The 15,725-nt window shown below is 37.1% G+C and carries 8 protein-coding genes; 7 read left to right on the plus strand and 1 reads right to left on the minus strand.

What is annotated here, in order from left to right:
• The first annotated feature begins 151 nt into the window (after positions 1 to 151).
• Both AC0INN_RS01835 and AC0INN_RS01840 read left to right on the plus strand, forming a co-directional pair.
• A complete protein-coding gene (locus AC0INN_RS01835) occupies positions 152 to 2,632 on the plus strand; it encodes a beta-mannosidase (RefSeq protein ID WP_306611412.1) in 2,481 nt (826 codons plus the stop codon).
• A gap of 118 nt (positions 2,633 to 2,750) precedes the next feature.
• Positions 2,751 to 3,662 carry an AEC family transporter gene (locus AC0INN_RS01840; RefSeq protein WP_306611414.1) on the plus strand — a complete coding sequence of 304 codons (912 nt, stop codon included), beginning with the start codon at positions 2,751 to 2,753 and terminating at the stop codon, positions 3,660 to 3,662.
• Here the strand turns inward: AC0INN_RS01840 and AC0INN_RS01845 are convergent.
• Positions 3,659 to 4,408 carry a sulfite exporter TauE/SafE family protein gene (locus AC0INN_RS01845; protein WP_306611416.1) on the minus strand — a complete coding sequence of 250 codons (750 nt, stop codon included), beginning with the start codon at positions 4,406 to 4,408 and terminating at the stop codon, positions 3,659 to 3,661. The two genes, AC0INN_RS01840 and AC0INN_RS01845, sit on opposite strands and share 4 nt — an antisense overlap.
• A gap of 104 nt (positions 4,409 to 4,512) precedes the next feature.
• On the opposite strand from AC0INN_RS01845, the gene priA reads away from it, so the two are divergent.
• From priA to AC0INN_RS01870, 5 genes are all read left to right on the plus strand, one after another.
• Positions 4,513 to 6,960 (plus strand): replication restart helicase PriA, encoded by a 2,448-nt coding sequence (gene priA / locus AC0INN_RS01850; protein WP_306611417.1) that lies wholly within the window; start codon positions 4,513 to 4,515, stop codon positions 6,958 to 6,960.
• A gap of 162 nt (positions 6,961 to 7,122) precedes the next feature.
• The gene (dacB, locus tag AC0INN_RS01855; protein ID WP_273647425.1) at positions 7,123 to 8,595 is read left to right on the plus strand and encodes a D-alanyl-D-alanine carboxypeptidase/D-alanyl-D-alanine endopeptidase; all 1,473 of its coding nucleotides are present in this window, start codon (positions 7,123 to 7,125) and stop codon (positions 8,593 to 8,595) included.
• Positions 8,596 to 8,679: 84 nt separating this feature from the next.
• Positions 8,680 to 10,608 carry a M1 family metallopeptidase gene (locus AC0INN_RS01860; protein ID WP_306611419.1) on the plus strand — a complete coding sequence of 643 codons (1,929 nt, stop codon included), beginning with the start codon at positions 8,680 to 8,682 and terminating at the stop codon, positions 10,606 to 10,608.
• 242 nt (positions 10,609 to 10,850) lie between these two features.
• Positions 10,851 to 12,473 (plus strand): T9SS type A sorting domain-containing protein, encoded by a 1,623-nt coding sequence (locus AC0INN_RS01865; RefSeq protein ID WP_306611420.1) that lies wholly within the window; start codon positions 10,851 to 10,853, stop codon positions 12,471 to 12,473.
• Between the two features lie 13 nt (positions 12,474 to 12,486).
• A complete protein-coding gene (locus tag AC0INN_RS01870; protein ID WP_306611422.1) occupies positions 12,487 to 15,723 on the plus strand; it encodes a hypothetical protein in 3,237 nt (1,078 codons plus the stop codon).
• The last annotated feature ends 2 nt before the right edge of the window (positions 15,724 to 15,725 follow it).

Below are 15,725 nucleotides of genomic sequence, written 5' to 3' on the forward strand. Positions count from 1 at the left end.
TGTCAACCACGGTTCCTGATAATGATCATTAAATTTTTAATATAAAGATTTAAAAACAATTAACAATCTGCCATTTAACCAGGCCTGCCCATTCATTCTGATGAACTCCTTATAAAAGACGGAATTCTTAGAATTGTAAATAAACTCATCAATGAATAAAACCATACTTTTTACGTTTTTTCTTATTCACAATTTTCTTAGTGCACAATTTTCCGAGCGCAGTTTATCATCCGAAAAATGGCAGTTTAAAAACTCAAAAGAAACTCAGTGGCTTTCTGCAAAAGTACCGGGAACCGTGCATCAGGATTTGATGGATAATAAATTGATCCCCGATCCATTTAAAGATGAAAATGAGAAAAAAGTCCAATGGGTAGAAAATGAAAACTGGGATTATCAGACCCGTTTTAAAATTTCATCACACGAGTTGAAAAACCAAAATATAGATCTTGTATTTGAAGGCCTGGATACCTTTTCTGAAATTTACCTTAATGGAAAACTTCTTCAGAAGACGGATAACATGTTTAGAAAATGGAGTATTCCTGTTAAAAATTATCTGAAACCGGGCGACAATATTCTAAAGATTTCATTCAGGTCTGCTGTAGAAGAAGGTAAAAAGCTGGCTCAAAAAGTTCCTTTCACGATGCCTGAAAGCCCTAGAAGCTTTGTAAGAAAGGCACAGTATCAGTTTGGTTGGGACTGGGGGCCGAGATTGGTTACGGCAGGAATATGGAAAGAGGTAAAACTGGACTTCTGGAATGATGCTAAGATTAAAAGCATAAAGGATTTACAAAATGTATCGGGGGAACCTAAGGATAATTTTAGCTTTGAAGTTGATATTGAAGTACAGACACCAGGTAATTATGCCTTAAAAATCAATAATTCCCAAAAGATCTTTTCTCTTGGAAAAGGTGAAAATAAAATAAGATTTCCCTATCAAATCGATGGATTGAAAATCTGGCAGCCAAATGGTTGGGGAGATGCCAACCTTTATGATTTTAAAATTAATCTTTTAAAAGGAGGAAAAGAGATTCATGCAAAAAGCCTGAGAACAGGATTCAGAACTATAGAACTGGTTCAGGAAAAGGATGAAAAAGGGAAGTCTTTCTATTTTAAGGTCAATAATCAACCGTTATACATTAAAGGGACGAACTGGATTCCGGGAGATAGCTTTTCACCAAGGATTACGAAAGAAAAATATCAGAAACTGATAAAAGATTGCAAAGAGGCAAATATCAACATGATCCGCGTTTGGGGTGGTGGGATTTATGAAGATGATGAGTTTTATAAGGCATGTGATGAGAATGGAATTCTCGTGTGGCAGGATTTTATGTTTGCGGGAAGTTTTTATCCCTCTGATGAAGATTTTCTGAACAATGTAAAAGAGGAGGTAAAAGATCAGGTCACCCGTTTGCAGAATCATCCTTCCATAGCATTATGGTGTGGAAACAATGAAGTAGACGAAGCTATTTTCAACTGGGGATACCAGAAACAATTTAAATATTCGAAAGAAGATTCTTTGCAGGTTTGGAAAGATTACAGAAAGGTCTTTCATGAATTAATTCCCAACATATTAAAAGAAAAGCTGGCCTCTGATAAGAATATGTATTGGCCAAGCTCGCCATCGATCGGATGGGGCCATAAGGAAAGCCTTACAGAAGGTGACTCTCATTACTGGGGCGTGTGGTGGGGTGAACAGCCCTTTGAAGTGTATAATGAAAAAGTAGGGCGTTTCATGTCTGAATATGGATTTCAGGGAATGCCAAGTCTTGAGACCACGAAAAATATGTTTTCAGGGACTCCTCAACTCAATCTGAATAATGGTACTATAAAAGCACATGAAAAGCATGCAAGAGGTTGGGAAATCATCAATACATATATGGAACGGGATTATCCTGTACCTGCTGATTTTATAAAATACAATTACATCTCACAACTGCTGCAGGCACGTGGAATGCAAATCGCTATTGAAGCACATCGAAGAGCAAAACCTTATAATATGGGAACGTTATATTGGCAGCTTAACGACTGTTGGCCTGTGGTCTCGTGGTCCTCTATCGATTATTCCGGAAATTGGAAAGCTTTGCACTACCAGGTCAAAAGGAGTTTTGAGCAGCAGGTTATTCTGGCAGAAGAAAAGGACAATAAACTGAATTTATTTGCTGTTAACGATCTTATACAGGACTTGAACGATGTAAGTGCAACCATAGAAGTAACCACATTTAAAGGGGAGATTATTAACAGGATTCATTCCGGGAACAGGAATTTAAAGGATATTATATCCTTTGATCCGATAGAAATTGAAAAGATACTTGGCCGGTTTTCTAGGAACGAAGTATTTCTAAATGTGGTTTTAAATGATAAAAGTACCAAAGAAGTAGCACAAAATACTTATTTCCTTGTAAAGCCTAAAGATCTGAAGCTCTCAAAACCTGCGGTACATATCAAAAAAATATCTTCTTCAGAGATCGAAATATCTACGGATGTTTTAACTAAAAATATTTATCTGATGGGAGATACTCATTTCAGTGATAACTTCTTTGATTTGCTTCCCAAAAAACCAAGACGTATTAAACTTTCAAAGCCATTGGATAAAATAGAAGTGATGAGTTTATGGGACGTTATTAATCCCTGATTATAGTAAAATCCAGAGAAAAAGATAGTCCATGCATAGTTTTCGGTTAAAAATCGATTCAATTTCTATGTCCGGCTGAAAAATCAATCTTACATTTGCAACATATTTAGACACAATTATGGTGAATTTTGTTTTGATAGCGGTATGTATTTTGGCTGGAATGGTATTCAGATCAACCAAGTCAATTCATCCGGATGCCCATAAAGGAATTAATACCTGGATTCTTTACCTGGCCCTGCCTGCCGTTTCATTTAAATATTTACCTAAAGTTCACTGGACACTGGAAATGCTTTTTCCTATTGTGGCGACATTCCTTATTGCGGTATTCAGTTTTGTGTTTATGTCGGTTTATAGCAAGAAAAAAGGTTATTCAAGGCGTTCACAAAGTACAATGGAGCTTATTAGCGGATACAGCAATACTTCCTTTATCGGTTTTCCCTTAATAAGTGCTTTTTATGGAGAAAGCCTTTTGAGCATTGCTATTATTTGTGATCAGACTATGTTTTTCAGTCTTTCTACCTTGGGAATTATTGCCGCAGTAAAAGGAGGTAGCAGGTCGGGGAAGGTAAGTGCCGTATTCATTTTGAAAAGACTGATCACATTTCCTCCGTTAATTGGATGTATCAGCGCGCTGATCCTCTCTCAGTTTATTGATTTTACAGCTGCTGAGCCCTTCTTTGATAAATTAGCTGCGACAGTAAGTCCATTAGCTTTGTTTTCCGTGGGGTTACAGTTGAAATTTAATGGCTGGAAAAAACTCATTCCCCAAATGTCTGTATCTATGCTGTATAAGCTGATTCTGGCACCGGTGATTGTTTTGGGACTGGCTTTGCTTTCAGGCATTAAAGGAGATATTGCTAGAATTACCATATTCGAAGCTGCAATGCCTACTCTTGTAACTTCAAGTATTATTGCCGAACAGTTCAGGCTGAATACCAAACTCACGAATTTAACCATCGGATTCAGTATTATCGTCGGATTCTTAACAACCGCTATCTGGTATAGAATAATTGAGATATTTTTTAATTAAAAGTAAGTTTTGACGAAAAAAACCGCAGTAATAAGGAAATTGAAGATAACTATTCCTGTACGCAGTTTTACAGGATCCAGCTTTTTTGTAAAATGAGCTCCAAAATAACCTCCTGAAATTGTGGCAACCATCATGGTGCAGGTTTCCGGCCAGTAAACCTTCCCTGCAAAAATAAAAAGTACAACAGCCACCGCATTGGCAATTCCTGTAAACAGGGTTTTATTGGCATTGATTACTTTAATATCCGATAAACCAAATAACGCCCAAACGGCCATCATCATTATTCCTACGGCTCCGCCAAAGTAACCGCCATATATTCCTAAAAGAAACTGAGCACCCAGTACTAATCCCGCTCCTATATGCATTTTCTTTCTCAACCAGTTACCGGCCTGTTTCCCAAATGCAAAAGCCATGGAACCTAACAGAAGCAACCATGGAACCACCAGATTGAATCCACTGGATGGTGTATATAGCAATAACAGACCTCCGGCACAACCTCCCAGCAGAGTCAGTATAATCATCGCTACGATTGAAATAGCAGGGAAAGGTTTAATATATTCTCTGAATTTCCATGCACTGGCTAAGCTTCCCGGAAACAGGGCAACGGTACTTGAAGCATTGGCCTGAATCGGGGGAACACCGGCATATACAAGTGCGGGAAATGTAATAAATGATCCACCGCCAGCTGCTGCATTAATCGCTCCGGCCAGGAGTCCAATAAAAAAAAGCAGGATATAATTTTCCATGAATCAAAATTGAATAACAAATATAGGTTACAAAATGGCGAACAACTCATAAAAAATTGCAGTTCTGTGAAGAATGATTTAATTTTACACTTTAATCATTTCTCTTGCGATACGCCCAAATTGTTTTACCATTAAATTTAAAAGGTTCTTTTACTTACAAAGTGCCTGAAGAACTAATGTCGTTACTACAAACCGGAATGAGGGTTTTAGTTCCGTTTCGTGGAAAAAAAATTTACACAGGAATTGTTTTTGAAATTCATGATACAGAACCGGAAGGGTTTATTCCAAGGGAAATCATTAGCATTCTGGACGAATCTCCTATTTTGCCTCAGGAGCAGATCGGTTTCTGGAACTGGCTTTCTGCCTATTACCTTTGTAATTTGGGTGAAATCTATCGTTTTGCATTTCCTTCCTCATTAAAGCTTGAAAGTGAAACATATCTGAAATTAAAGCCGAACGTAACAGTTGATTTTGAAAATCTGGATGTTAATGAAATGTATCTCATTCAGGCACTTGAAGTCCGGCAACTTATCAATCTTACAGATCTTGAAGCTTTTATTCCTAAAAAAGATATTATAAAAACAATCAATTCGTTGATTGATCTGCAATACATTGAAATTGATGAAAAGATTGGCGAAAAATACAAAGCGAAAGAAGTTGCTTACGTCAGGATCAACGAAGAACTTTTAAACAATGAAAGTCTTACTGTAATTCTCGGAAAACTGAACAAAGCACCTAAGCAAAAGGATCTTTTTCTTCTCATTTTATCACATCAGACTGAGAATCCGGATACTTTTATTAAAAAGTCAGATCTTTTTGAAGATGGAGTGTTTGGGCATTCCCATTTAAAGCCTCTGGTAGATAAAAACTTCATCGAAGAGTATTATCTGCAAAAAGACAGGCTGGAAAGTTATGATGGGGAAATAGAAGATATAGAAGCGCTTTCCGAGGCTCAGAAAGAAGCAAAAGAGGCAGTTGATGAAGCTTTTGAAGAAAGAAGAAATGTGCTGCTTCATGGAGTGACTTCATCGGGAAAAACCCATATTTATTTAGAGAAGATAGAGGAGTGTGTTCAGCAGGGCAAAAATGTTTTGTTTTTGCTTCCTGAAATTTCTCTTACCAAACAAATTACGCAGAGACTTGAAAAAAAATACGGTCGGAAATTGGGCTTCTATCACCAAAAGCTAACGGATTTTGAAAAAGTAGAGGTCTGGAGAAGAATCAAAAATAATGATATCCAAATCCTTATAGGAACAAGAAATGCACTGTTTCTGCCCTACCAGAATCTTGGGTTGGTCATTGTAGATGAAGAGCATGATTCTGCTTATAAAGCACGGGAGGTTTCCCCTTATTTTAATGCAAAAGATTCTGCCCTGGTATTTGGTAATTTTTATGATGCCCGTGTGATCTTAGGTTCTGCCACTCCTTCCGTGGAAAGCTATTATCTAGCCCGTAAGGAGAAAATGAAATATGTTTTCCTTAATGAAAGATTCGGAAATGTTCAGCTGCCGGAATTTGAACTTATAAATTTTAAAGAAGCTCAGGATTCTAAAAAAGTTTCAGGAAATTTCTCGTTACAACTGATCGATGAAATAAAAAAAGTACTGGAAGAGCGGAATCAGGCTATTATACTTCATAACCGCCGTGGTTATGCCAATGTTCTGGAATGTGAATCCTGTGGATATGTTAATTATTGTTCCAATTGTGATGTGGTAATGACATATCATAAGGCTGCGAATGAAATGAAATGCCATTATTGCGGACAACGGGCTTCCAGGCCTAAAGTATGTCCGAAATGCCATTCAGAGAATCTGAATGAAAGAGGAGTAGGTGTTGAACAGATCCATGAAGAAGTTTCCAAATTATTTCCTGAAAACGAGGTAGATCGTATGGATATCGATTCCATGCGGAAAAAATTTGCCTATGAAAAACTTTATGAAAAGATTGAGGACAGGGAAACTGATATTGTAGTGGGCACACAAATGATTTCAAAAGGATTGGATTTCGATCATATTGAACTGGTCGCTATTCCTAAAGCGGATTCTTTATTATATGTACAGGACTTCAGAGCTGAAGAAAGGGCCTTCCAGCTGATTACCCAGGTTGCGGGAAGGGCAGGACGGGTGTCTGGAAAAGGAAAAATCTATATTCAAACATTTAATCCTGAGCATTCAGTCTTTCAGCTGATCAAAATGAATAAGGTTTCCAAGATCTACTACTATTTTTTAAAAGAGCGCCAGAAATTCCATTATCCGCCTTTCACAAAGCTTATTATGATTGAGCTGAAACACAGGAGAGAAGATAAAGTAAACAGGGCTTCGCAGTTTCTGGGTTCTGTTCTAAGAAAATACCTTCCGGAAGAATGTGTTTTAGGTCCGGAAAGGTCTCAGATTGCAAGGATTAATAATCTGTATCAGTTCCAGATATTACTGAAACTTCCCCGTGGAAAAAACTATGAAAAATACAAAGAGCAGGTTTTGCTAAGTTTAAAAGATTTTGATGAAATAACTGCTTATCAGAGCATCAAAAAAGACGTTTTCGTGGATTTTTAACAATTTTTAACAAATTTTATAGCCTTTTATCAGACTATAATGGTCTGATTTCTAACAATATTTTCTACTTTTGGTCGTTGATTAATTGTTTGGTGCCTTTATTGGATGATTATTATGAATCGTTTTTTATGGTTTCCAGACATAGAAACAAAACTAAGATAGATGGTAAATTTCAGAAAATATATTTCAAGCGTAGCGGTACTGGCTTCTGGGTTTTTCCTTGCTCAATCTACCGTTTCTACCGTTCTTTACTCTCAGGCTTATGACAATCAGAAAACGAATTTAAACTTACCTTCTCCTATAACTTCTGTTGTGGAGAAAACAATTCTGTCGGCTAAAGAACTCGTAGATATTAATGTAAACACTCTGGTTTCCGATCCTGTGCTGAAAAATGCATCATGGGGATTTGTAGTGTACGACCCGAAAACAAAGAAAGTAATTTCTTCATACAATGAAAACACTCCTTTGGTTCCTGCTTCTACAACAAAACTTTTGACCACAGAAACAGCTTTGAATCTGTTGGGAGAAAACTATCGTTGGATGACTCAGCTGGAATACTCAGGAAGCATAGATGAAAACGGGGTTTTAAATGGTAATCTTTATGTCGTAGGAAGCGGGGATCCATCGCTTGGAACAAACAAAGGCGGAGCGTTATCCTATAGAGAGATTGTTTCAGACTTTCTTAGTGGAATCTCTCACGAAGGAATCAAAAGGGTAAATGGTGATATTATCATCCAGACAGCACTTTTCAAAGGTAATATTTCAAGACTTCCGGAAAATGTTGTTTGGTTGGAAAATAACAACTATTATTTACCGGTTGGAACCACCCGTGAGATTAATCCGGCTAATGAAAAACTGATTGTAAAGAAATCAGGTAATTTCTCTACTGAGAAAAAGTATTTTTATGTATCTCCTTATGCCAATCAGATGGTATATGCGGATAAATATGAAGGAGATGGTGTTCTTACCACTAAGCTACCTGATGCCCCGGCATATCTTGCCAATACTTTAAGAGCGACCATGGTGAAAAGTGGAATTGCAGTTAGTGGAAAAGTTACTCCAAAAATGACAGATCCTATGCCGGAGAGCAGAAAGCTGATTTCAGCATACAAATCTCCGACTTTGAGCGATATTATTTATTACACCAACCAGCATAGTGATAATTCTTTAGCAGAAGCACTGTTAAAAACAGTAGGATTCCAGAAACTGGGAGATCAGACTTCAGAATCGGGAAGAATTGTTGTAACAACCCATTTGAAAGAAAATGCCTTTGATATTAATGGTTTAAACTATATGGACGGAAGTGGGCTTTCAAGAAGCAATACCGTTACTCCTATTTCACAGGCGAAGTTTTTAACTTCATTAATGGATGAAAAGTATTATAAAGCTTACCTGACTTCACTTCCTGTAGGAGGACAATCGGGAACATTAAAGAGAATGTTTATCGGAACAGGAAACGGACAGATATTTGCTAAGACAGGAACTTTAAATAAAGTAAAAACTCTGGCAGGGTATATGAAAACCAATTCCGGGAAGACCCTTGTGTTCTCGCTGATGGTTAACAACTATGCAGGATCTGTGGATATGGTGAAGAAAAGAATGGAAAGGCTGCTGGAACCGGCATTAGACCTTTAAAAATATTTATTTAATATCATAAGAACCTTTTAATCAATGATTAGAAGGTTTTTTTTATCTTTGGTCATTATTATAAAAATAAAAATGAAAAAACTTTATCTTGTAGTTTTATGCATTATTTCATTTGGATCATTGCATAGTCAGAATCAAAATATTGAAATGAAGGGATTAATAGCAAAAGAGATGAAAGCTTTTGCCCAAAAGATGACGGCACCCAACATCAATCCCCATACATTAAACTATGATCTGCAGTACCAGAGGATGGATGTTAACCTGGACCCTGCAGTTTACAATATCTCCGGTTCGGTAACATCACATTTTAAGCCTAATCAGAGTATGAGCAGTATCTATTTTGATTTGGCCAATACCTTAACGGTTTCACAAGTGAAATACCATGGAAATAATTTGACCTTTCAGCAATTACCGACGAAAGAAGTGAAAATAGACTTCCCTTCCTCCCTTCCTGCGAATGTGCTTGATTCATTAACAATACAGTATGCTGGCCCACCGGATACGGCAAATAATGCTTTTTCCACCGGTTCCCAAAACGGGGAGCTTATTCTCTCAACCCTTAGTGAACCTTATGGTGCGCAGGATTGGTTTCCGACAAAACAGAGTTTAAATGATAAAATTGACCGTTTTGATTTTAAAATTACAACACCAAATCAGTATAACGTAGCTGCCAATGGTAAGCTGATGTCTGAGACAGCACTTCCGAATAATAAAAAGCTGACATTCTGGAGAACAATGTACCCAACCAGTGCATATTTAGTAGCCCTTGCTATCACTAATTTTGTTAAGCTTAATGATACTATGGGAAATCCACCTTTCCCTTTTGTAAATTATGTATATCCTACAACTGTAAATAATACGGCAGTAATGTCCAATATAGAATGGACCAAACAGATCATGAACACTTTTGAAACTTATTTCGGACTTTATCCTTTCCGTAATGAGAAGTATGGACATATGGAGTTTCAGTACGGAGGTGTGTGTATGGAGCATCAGACGATGTCTTCAATGAGTTCCTGGGGAAAAAGTGTAATAGCTCATGAGCTGGCTCACCAATGGTTTGGGGATAAAGTAACGTGTGGTTCGTGGAATGATATCTGGCTGAATGAAGGATTTGCCACATTCGGGGAGCATCTTGCCAATGAAAAGTTACTGATGACCCAACCTGAATTTATGAATTACTTATCAGGTCAGAAAGATTATATTACCAGTTCGCCAGGAGGAAGTACTTATGTTGCTGATGCTAACCTAGGAAATCAGGGGGCTATTTTCAGTGGCAGATTATCTTACGCGAAAGGAGGCTATATTCTGAGAATGCTTAAATGGATCTTAGGAGACGCTGCTTTTTATCAGGCAATTCAGGAATATCATTCCAGACCCAACTTAGCGTACAGCTACGCTAAAACAGCAGATCTTACGGCTTCTTTACTACAATCTACCGGTAAGGATTTTTCGGGATTTTTCAGTGATTGGGTGTATGGTGAAGGGTATCCTACCTATGATATCAGATGGAGGGAGTCTTCTAATCAAACCATTACGATTAAAGTTAGCCAGACTCAAAGTAATTCTTCCGTAAGCTTTTATGAAATGCCTCTTCCGATAAAGGTAAACGGAACAGCAGGACAGGTCGCTTATCTTACTTTAAACAATACCTCAAATAATCAATATTTTGTAGAACCGGTACCGTTCCCGATTGCCAATGTTCAGTTCAATTATGAATACCAGATTTTGGAAAGAAATTCTACTGTAGCAAAAGATAATAGCCTGAGCGTTGAAAATATTGAGAAAGATCAGTTTGCACTATATCCAAATCCGGCTAAAAATGAACTTTATCTCAAAGGAATGGAAAAATCAGCAGAATTTGTCATCTATTCCATAGACGGTAAATTGGTAAGATCCGGAAAATATCAACCCGGAAAGTCTATCCATATTGCTGAGCTTATTCCTGGAGTATATGTCTTTAAAATCGATGATAGAAATGTGAAATTTGTGAAAGAGTAATTTTTTATATCAGCATTATCAAGAAACCGGTTTATTCTAAAATACTTGGAATAAACCGGTTTTTTATGTGGAATCAGATTATAAACTTTTTTAAGCGACGAGTTTTGTCGCAATTCAAAGCTAACTTTGTACAAATGAAAAAGATGAAGTCAAAAATTTTCGATAAGTCTTTTCGTTGTGAGATAAAAAAGATTACTTTTGCGGCAATTATAAAAAATGAATTTAACAATTAAACACAAGGCATGAAAAAACTCTACTTCAGTGTACTTTCTATGTGCATTATTTCCGGGTTATCAGCCCAGGAAGTGGTTTGGCAAAAAGATATTAAATCTTCTACCCAGGATTTCCTAAGCCAGGTAACCACAACAATCGATCAGCAGTATTTGATAACAGGAAGTGTCATACAGGCGGGAAACCAGAAGAAAGATGCTGGAAACACCCAGCAAAATAATGGCTATGACTTTCATTTGGTGAAGCTGAACCAACAGGGAGACCAGGTTTGGGAAAAATATTTCTCAGGGAACAATCATGATTATTTGTCTTCTACCGTAGCTACCCAGGAAGGAGGCTTTTTGGTTTCGGGAACCTCATATTCCGGAAAGGGAATAGATAAAAAAGATGACTCCAAAGGAGGATCAGATATCTGGCTGATCAGGATCAATGAATTTGGAGATGAATTGTGGCAAAAGACTTTAGGAACAAGTGCTGATGAAGAAGCCAGAGCGGTTATCCAAACCACAGATTTAGGATTTGTTATAGCCGGAAATGTTCAGAATGCTTCCAAAGGTTACGGTTCAAAAGATATCCTGATTATCAGACTAGATAAAAACGGAAAAGAACTTTCACAACTTATTTTAGGAGGAAGGGGATTAGACGAAGTGGAGAAGATGATCCCAACAAGAGATGGAGGAGCACTTCTGGGAATCTATTCAAGAAGCTCCGAGTTTCGTGTTTCCGATTCCGGAAATCAAAACTCAGCTACAGGAGCCTCAGATTCCGTATCCCGCTATGCAAAAACCACTGAAAACTTTGGTGAAGGAGACTACTGGATCGTAAAACTAAACAAAGAGGGAAAGGTAGAATGGGAAAAGAACCTGGGAGGAAAAGGAGATGATCATCTAAGAACACTGGCTTTAACCTCAAACGGTTATATCATCGGAGGAGAATCAAGAAGTGAGAGATCCGGAAATAAAACAGTAGGAATAGAAGAAGGAACAGATCTGTGGTTGGTTTCTTTAAATGAAAGAGGAGATGAACAGTGGCAGAAGTCCTACAACTTCAAAAACAGGGATGTTTTGATGGGAATGACTGCCCTAAATCAGCTATCAACTGACAACTCTCAACCCTCAACTAAAGGAATTTTATTGGGTGGCTATACTCAGGCAGAAGGAAGAATAGAAGCAGATGATGAAACATTCTGGATGCTGTATCTGGATAGTAATGGAAATGAACAGTGGAGAAAGCATGTAAGAGGAGAATCCAGAAAGAGAGAGGAGAGATTATCGGATATTAAGCTGAACAGGGATGGTTCCATCATTTTAGCAGGAACCAGTGCAGAGGAGCTAGGGAAGGAGAACTGGAAGATCGTGAAGCTGGGAGATAAACAACTGGATCAGTTAATTGAAAAACAGGATATCAAGATCTATCCGAATCCGGTATCAGATTATGCTTATGTTGAAATAGGCTTTGATTTCAGGGAAGCGGATATTACTTTGTATGATATGGGAGGAAGACAGCTTCAGAATCTAAAAACGAAGAATAAGGTCACTAAGATTAATACACAGCCGTTGATACAAGGTGCTTACCTGGTGGTGATTAAGACGGATACGAATAAAACGGCTAATGCTAAATTGATTAAGAAATAAAAGAACAATTGTAATGAAAAAAACTTTAACATTCGCTGGAATTGTTCTTTCAGCTCTATTGTATAGTCAGGGTGGTAATCAGGATTATACAACCAATACAAATAATGCGGGTAAAAACATTCCCAAAATATCGCCTACCAGTCCTGAATCATTTAAATTTAGTCAATACGGAAATGTACCCATAGGGATGTTTACAGGAGCTCCTAATCTCAATATTCCAATTACTGAGCTCTCTGTAGATGGAACAAGCATACCCATTTCTTTAAGTTATTCCTCTAATGGAATCAATATCGATGAAATGAACGGATCTGTAGGATTAGGCTGGACATTTATTTCTGGTGGAGTGATCACCAGAACCATAAGAGATAATGCAGATGAGGATAGTAGTTTTGGTAGTGGAGATGTTCCGCAAACTGAAAACTTTGCCACTCAACTGAATGCATACCTGACATTTTGTGATAATGACGATTTTGATTCTGAACCCGACCTTTATACGGCCAATTTTGGTGGATATAATGTAAAATTTGTGATCAATAAAGCGGGTAATATCATCATGATTGATCAGAAAGATTATAAGATTACCAGAAATAATAATGGAAGCTCATTTGCAATTACGCTGGATAATGGAGTTAAATATAATTTCGAAGCTATAGAACGTGTACAAAACAGAACACTTAACATTGGAAACAATAATCCACCGCAACAGTATATACAGTCATGGTACTTAACCTCAGTCGTTACTACCAGTGGTCAGACTCTCACTTTGGAATACCAGGATGTAAGTTATACGACAATCCTTTCACAATCACAGACGATGACCTATACTAAAGAACCACAGTATAAGTATGGAGATTTAGTTACTGACTCTAATGGTCATTCCAGTTGTCCTTTGGTACCTTATACAATATCTCCAGATCTAGGACTCATTGCAGATTCAGAGCAGTATGCAATGGGTAAACAGCTGAAAAAAATATATGATTCCAATAATAACTCGATTGTTTTTACTTATTCAGTACAAAATGGTGATTATTCAAAACTCACAAACATCAAAAAGTACCACAATAGTATTGTCATAAATGATTATAGCTTTAATTATACAACAACCGGTGCGTCAAGGCTTTTCTTAACGGAGGTACGGGATAATAAAACCAATTCGTCACACAAATTTACCTATTATAGTCCTGAGATATTGCCATCGAGATTAAGTTTTTCCAGAGATATGTGGGGCTATTATAATGGTATGAACAACAATAGTCTTGTTCCGCAGTTATTTGTAAGTACTGATCCTACTGCGCCTCAATATAATGGAGCCAATCAAGCTGTAAATAAATTGGTAGGATATTATGGACTCTTAAAAACGGTGACTTATCCGACAGGAGGTAATACTTTGTTTAATTATGAAAACCATATACGAAAAGAGAATGTCTTGATTCCGGCAGTGAAAACCAATGTTCAAATCAATACGTTTAACCCCCAAAATGACTTTTCTACTTCTAAAGAACTTATTATAACGCCCAATAAAACAGGACCTGTTGAGATTAATCTTTCCAATTATTTGTATCCCTATGGAAATTGCCAGGGAAGCCCCGATTTAGAAACCGGAAAGCAAGAAGCTCATCTTGAAGTACGTGATCAAGCGGGTAATCTTATAGCAAGTTTGGATTCAAGTTTAAATAACAGCAGTCAGATTATTGTCAACGGTGTAAAAAATCAACCTATAAAATTCAAACTGACGGCAATGTTTTTTTGTTGTAATGCCTATGCTCAAATTTATTATTATAATGAGGATGACCGATATGAATTGCAAGATGTACTAAAAGGTGGCTATAGGATTGCATCAACCGTTGATACTCCTAATGATGGGCTTCCTATAACCAGAAAATACAATTATATAAGAGCTAATGGGGATTACTCCATAAATATTACAAGAGAACCAGTATTTATTGAAGAGAGGGGAGCAGGATCACTCTGTGTGGGATCTTTAAATTCGCAGCCCGCAATGTCCACGTATACTGCCATCACTTCATCCAATATAGGCAGATTATTTTCTTTCAATCCCAATATCTTTTATGATACGGTGGAAGAGCAAATTGAAGGAAACGGAAAAATCATCCATCAGTTTAGTGCTGAAATTGACTATCCGGGCAATCCTATTAAAGGAGGCCCGATTATCTCAGCACCTTGGACTAACTCAGGATGGAAGAATGGCAAAGAGTTATTAACAGTTTATAAAGACAATGGCGGAACGACCTTAAAAACTGTCGAAAATATTTATGCAGAGGATCAGTCCAGAACCTCCTACTTAGGGGGTATCAACCGACGTAAAATTTATCAACCTATAGCCACAAATGGTAATAATGCTACTTGGGATCCTGATTATCCACATATGGATGTTGTATACTATAAAAACATCAGTCGATTTACCTATTTACAAACACAAAAAACAACAGAATATTTTAACGGTACTCCCACCGAAACAAAGACGGAATACTTTTACACTAATCCATCACATTATCAGCTGAATAAACAAAAAACAACTTTTACTGATGCATCAATTAATGAAACAAATTATAGTTATGCCCACGAAAAAGGAAATCAGTTACTGATTGATAAAAATATGGTGAGCATTCCATTAGAAACTGAAACAAAGGAAACTTTTGGTACTGTTACGAAAATGTCTTCCAAAGAGGAAACCATTTACCCTACTTCACTTCCCACCACAGAATCTGGTAGTTTAGTATTGCCTTTGTCTGTAAAATCCTATGATGTAGTAAATAATACCCCATCCGTAGAGATTACTTATAACAAATATGACTCAAAGGGAAATATTCAGCAATACACAACAAAAGAAGGTGTGCCAACGACAATTATCTGGGGATATAACCAGACACAGCCTATAGCTAAAATAGAGGGTGCGAAACTATCCGATATATCACAATCATTAATTGACTCTATTGTAAATCCTTCCAATACGGACGCAGCAGCGGGTGTAAACAATGATGAAACATCATTTTTACTCGCTTTAGATAATTTTAGAAAAAATTCTGCTTTAACGAATTATCAGGTTACTACATATACTTATGATCCACTAGTTGGAGTACGAAGTATTACGCAACCATCAGGAATAAGAGAGGTTTATGTATATGATACTGCAAACCGGTTAAAGGAAGTAAGAATAAGAGAAAAAGACAGTACAGGCAATTATGTTTTAAAAACAGTAAAAGAGTTTAAATACAACTACAAACCATAAAA

Source organism: Chryseobacterium subflavum (assembly GCF_055762745.1).

Coding starts and splice junctions, on each gene's coding strand:
- AC0INN_RS01835 (WP_306611412.1), top strand. CDS start 152: ATGAATAAAACCATACTTTTTACGTTTTTTCTTATTCACAATTTTCTT.
- AC0INN_RS01840 (WP_306611414.1), top strand. CDS start 2,751: ATGGTGAATTTTGTTTTGATAGCGGTATGTATTTTGGCTGGAATGGTA.
- AC0INN_RS01845 (WP_306611416.1), bottom strand. CDS start 4,408: ATGGAAAATTATATCCTGCTTTTTTTTATTGGACTCCTGGCCGGAGCG.
- dacB (WP_273647425.1), top strand. CDS start 7,123: ATGGTAAATTTCAGAAAATATATTTCAAGCGTAGCGGTACTGGCTTCT.
- AC0INN_RS01860 (WP_306611419.1), top strand. CDS start 8,680: ATGAAAAAACTTTATCTTGTAGTTTTATGCATTATTTCATTTGGATCA.
- AC0INN_RS01865 (WP_306611420.1), top strand. CDS start 10,851: ATGAAAAAACTCTACTTCAGTGTACTTTCTATGTGCATTATTTCCGGG.
- AC0INN_RS01870 (WP_306611422.1), top strand. CDS start 12,487: ATGAAAAAAACTTTAACATTCGCTGGAATTGTTCTTTCAGCTCTATTG.